The 2,682-nt window shown below is 28.4% G+C and carries 3 protein-coding genes and 1 tRNA gene; 1 reads left to right on the forward strand and 3 read right to left on the reverse strand.

Annotated elements, in window-relative coordinates; translation table 11 throughout:
* Nucleotides 1-575, reverse strand: a 575-nt coding sequence (locus AB2369_RS12815; RefSeq protein ID WP_367666864.1) for a CNNM domain-containing protein, incomplete at its 3' end; no start/stop codon positions are given.
* 702 nt (nt 576-1,277) lie between these two features.
* Between AB2369_RS12815 and AB2369_RS12820 the strand changes: the two genes are divergently transcribed.
* Nucleotides 1,278-1,400 (forward strand): hypothetical protein, encoded by a 123-nt coding sequence (locus tag AB2369_RS12820; protein WP_367666865.1) that lies wholly within the window; start codon nt 1,278-1,280, stop codon nt 1,398-1,400.
* Nucleotides 1,401-1,535: 135 nt separating this feature from the next.
* On the opposite strand, the gene AB2369_RS12825 is transcribed toward AB2369_RS12820, so the two are convergent.
* Together AB2369_RS12825 and AB2369_RS12830 are read right to left on the reverse strand one after the other, a co-directional pair.
* Nucleotides 1,536-1,617 (reverse strand) — tRNA-Leu (locus AB2369_RS12825).
* 155 nt (nt 1,618-1,772) lie between these two features.
* Nucleotides 1,773-2,579, reverse strand: coding sequence for an MBL fold metallo-hydrolase (locus AB2369_RS12830; RefSeq protein WP_367666866.1), 807 nt, complete (start codon nt 2,577-2,579; stop codon nt 1,773-1,775).
* Between the last annotated feature and the right edge of the window lie 103 nt (nt 2,580-2,682).

The following is a 2,682-nucleotide window of genomic DNA, read 5'->3' on the forward strand; positions in this document are numbered from 1 at the left end:
GATTTTATTTCTTCTTTTGATACCTTTTCTTCTAAACCATCATTATCTATACCAGTTATTTTAACTATTAGATTAGTGGAAGCAGAAAGTAACTTTACGAAAGGAAGAGCTACTTTAGATACATAGAAAATAGGCATAACTGAAAACATTGCAATAGCTTCTGATCTCTGTAATGCTACACGTTTTGGAAACAATTCACCAAAAACAAGGGTTATATAAGATAAAGCTATTGTTATAGAAACTAAAGCAATTTGTTTACTATAAGGTATATTTAAGTTAGTTAATACTTCTGCAAAATTATCAGTTAACCCAGTTGCAGCAGAAGCACTTGAGAAAAATCCAGCAAGAGTAATTCCAACTTGAATTGTAGATAAAAATCTTGTTGGTTCTTTAGTAAATTTTAATAATAATTTTGCTTTTTTATTTCCTTCTTCAGCAAGAAGTTTAATTTTGTTTTTGTTTAAAGATACTATTGCCATTTCTGCTGATGCAAAGAATGCATTTATCAGAGTCAAGATAACAATTAAAATTAATTGTCTCGTTATATTACCGTCAGACGCAGATTCTAGTTCCATTAAAAATTCCTCCTAATGAAATAAAAAAAATTATGCTTTTAATAATATTACAAAATTTGTGTTTTCATAAATCTTTATAAGCTGATTCTTATAGTATGCTCTCTTTTATATATTAAAATTGTATATTTTTAAAATATATTTATACTTTCATATGTGTAAGTATAATAGTATAACTTTTTCAATGTGACCATATTCGGAATATTACACTAATGGAACTTATTTATGGGTAGAATGTAAAAATTGTGATGAATCAACAGAAAAGAAGTTTTATGCGTTAGATTCAATAGTATAGGTGAAAGGAGTCTTAAAGCTCCTTTGGAAGACATAGCAGAAGTTAGAGAGTTACTTAATAGAATAAAAAAAAGTATTATCTATTCTACTGGCTGGAGTTTTAAGTATTGGGCTGGTAGCTTGTGGAGATTTTAAAAAAGAAGAGACTAAGCAGGAGAATACTAAGAAAGAGGCTAAGAAAGAAGAGATAAAAATAGTAAAATTAGGAGAAAAGCAGATAGCGGTCATTGGAACCTTAAAATTTTAAATGTTAAAGAAGCAAATGAAGTAAAAGGAAGAGATAGAATTATAAAGACAGACAATGAATTTATATTAATTAACTTAAAGTTAAATAATATATCTAATGAAGGAAAATGGCTTGATTCAACTGAATTTAAGTTTAAAGATTTAAAGAGTGGTAAGGTTTATAACATGGACGGCTATGATGCAGCTTTTGAATCTATATCAGAAGAAAAATTTTGTAAAGATAATAGGAACTATATAACTACAACTGATGATGTTAATCCAGATAGTACAAAACTTACATATATTTAAGTTGATTAGGGTGTAATGTTAATTTTATAGGTATGTAAATTCCAACTTAGGTTGAGTTATTATTGTGTCATAAAAAAATCCTCTTAATCATGAAAATCAATATTTTCAATGGTTAAGAGGATTAACTATTTCTTATGGTGCCGATGGTGGGATTCGAACCCACATGGTTTCCCGTTCGATTTTGAGTCGAATGCGTCTGCCGTTCCGCCACATCGGCTTGATTACTTGTTAATAATACCATAGATTTTTTCAAAGTTCAATAGTATTTATAGATAAATTATGGAACGTAAGCATAGGGGGATATATCTTTATTAATAAAAGAGTATAGGATAATAAGAGAGTTTTATATAAGATAATTCATGAATATCTTAATTATTTAAGACTTATTTCCTCTAGATCTTCTGGAATAAATAAGTTACCTGAGAAAAATTCGCTTCCTTCTTTATAATAAAGTTTTTTTCTATTTAAAATGTTTTTATCCTCAGTATGATATAGAACTAAATTTTTAGATTTTAGAATTTCACCATTTATACATGCATCCTTAACTGTGGCATGATGTTTTTCATAAGGTTTAAATATTTCTCTTTCACTATATAGGCAGAAGGCCTCATGAAAAACATAATCCTTATTATAACAGTATTCATGGATTTCATCTCTATAGGGCTCATCTCCTAAAAATGTTAGAGTCATACCATCCTCATCTTCTAAGGTGAATCCATACTGAAGATCTTTTTTACTTTTTATATCAAAGAAGGTAACTTTGCTATCTAATATATATCTAGAAGCACCATCTTCCACATAATGAAATAATATTCTTTTATCTAGAACATTATTAAACTTCTTTTGTAGGGTTAAAGAGCAGAGAGTTCTTATGACTTCTCCTATAGAGCTATGGCAGTATATATTTAAGTTTCCATTATAGCTTTCCTTTAATATCCCCTGAGCTACACTTCGTATTATCCAAGTTACTCCAGTTATATGATCATTATGACAATGGGATATAAAAAGATTATGTATATTATTAGTGCTGATATTTAATTTCTCAAGATTAGCAAGGATTCCATTTCCTCCACCGGTATCTATAAGAAAGTGTTCTTTATCCTTTGATAGGGTAAAGCAAGTGTTATAACATTTAGTAACCATGGCATTTCCAGTACCTAATATATGTATCTTGTCCATAATTAAACCTCCAAAGTTTAAGTTGATTTATTTTTAAATTATTATTATGGAGTTACAAGTTTTTGATTTAGAAATCATCTTATGCGCTGCCTAAAATCTAAAC

Origin of the sequence: Clostridium sp., from assembly GCF_040797585.1 — a bacterium.
Lineage (GTDB): Bacteria > Bacillota > Clostridia > Clostridiales > Clostridiaceae > Clostridium_Z.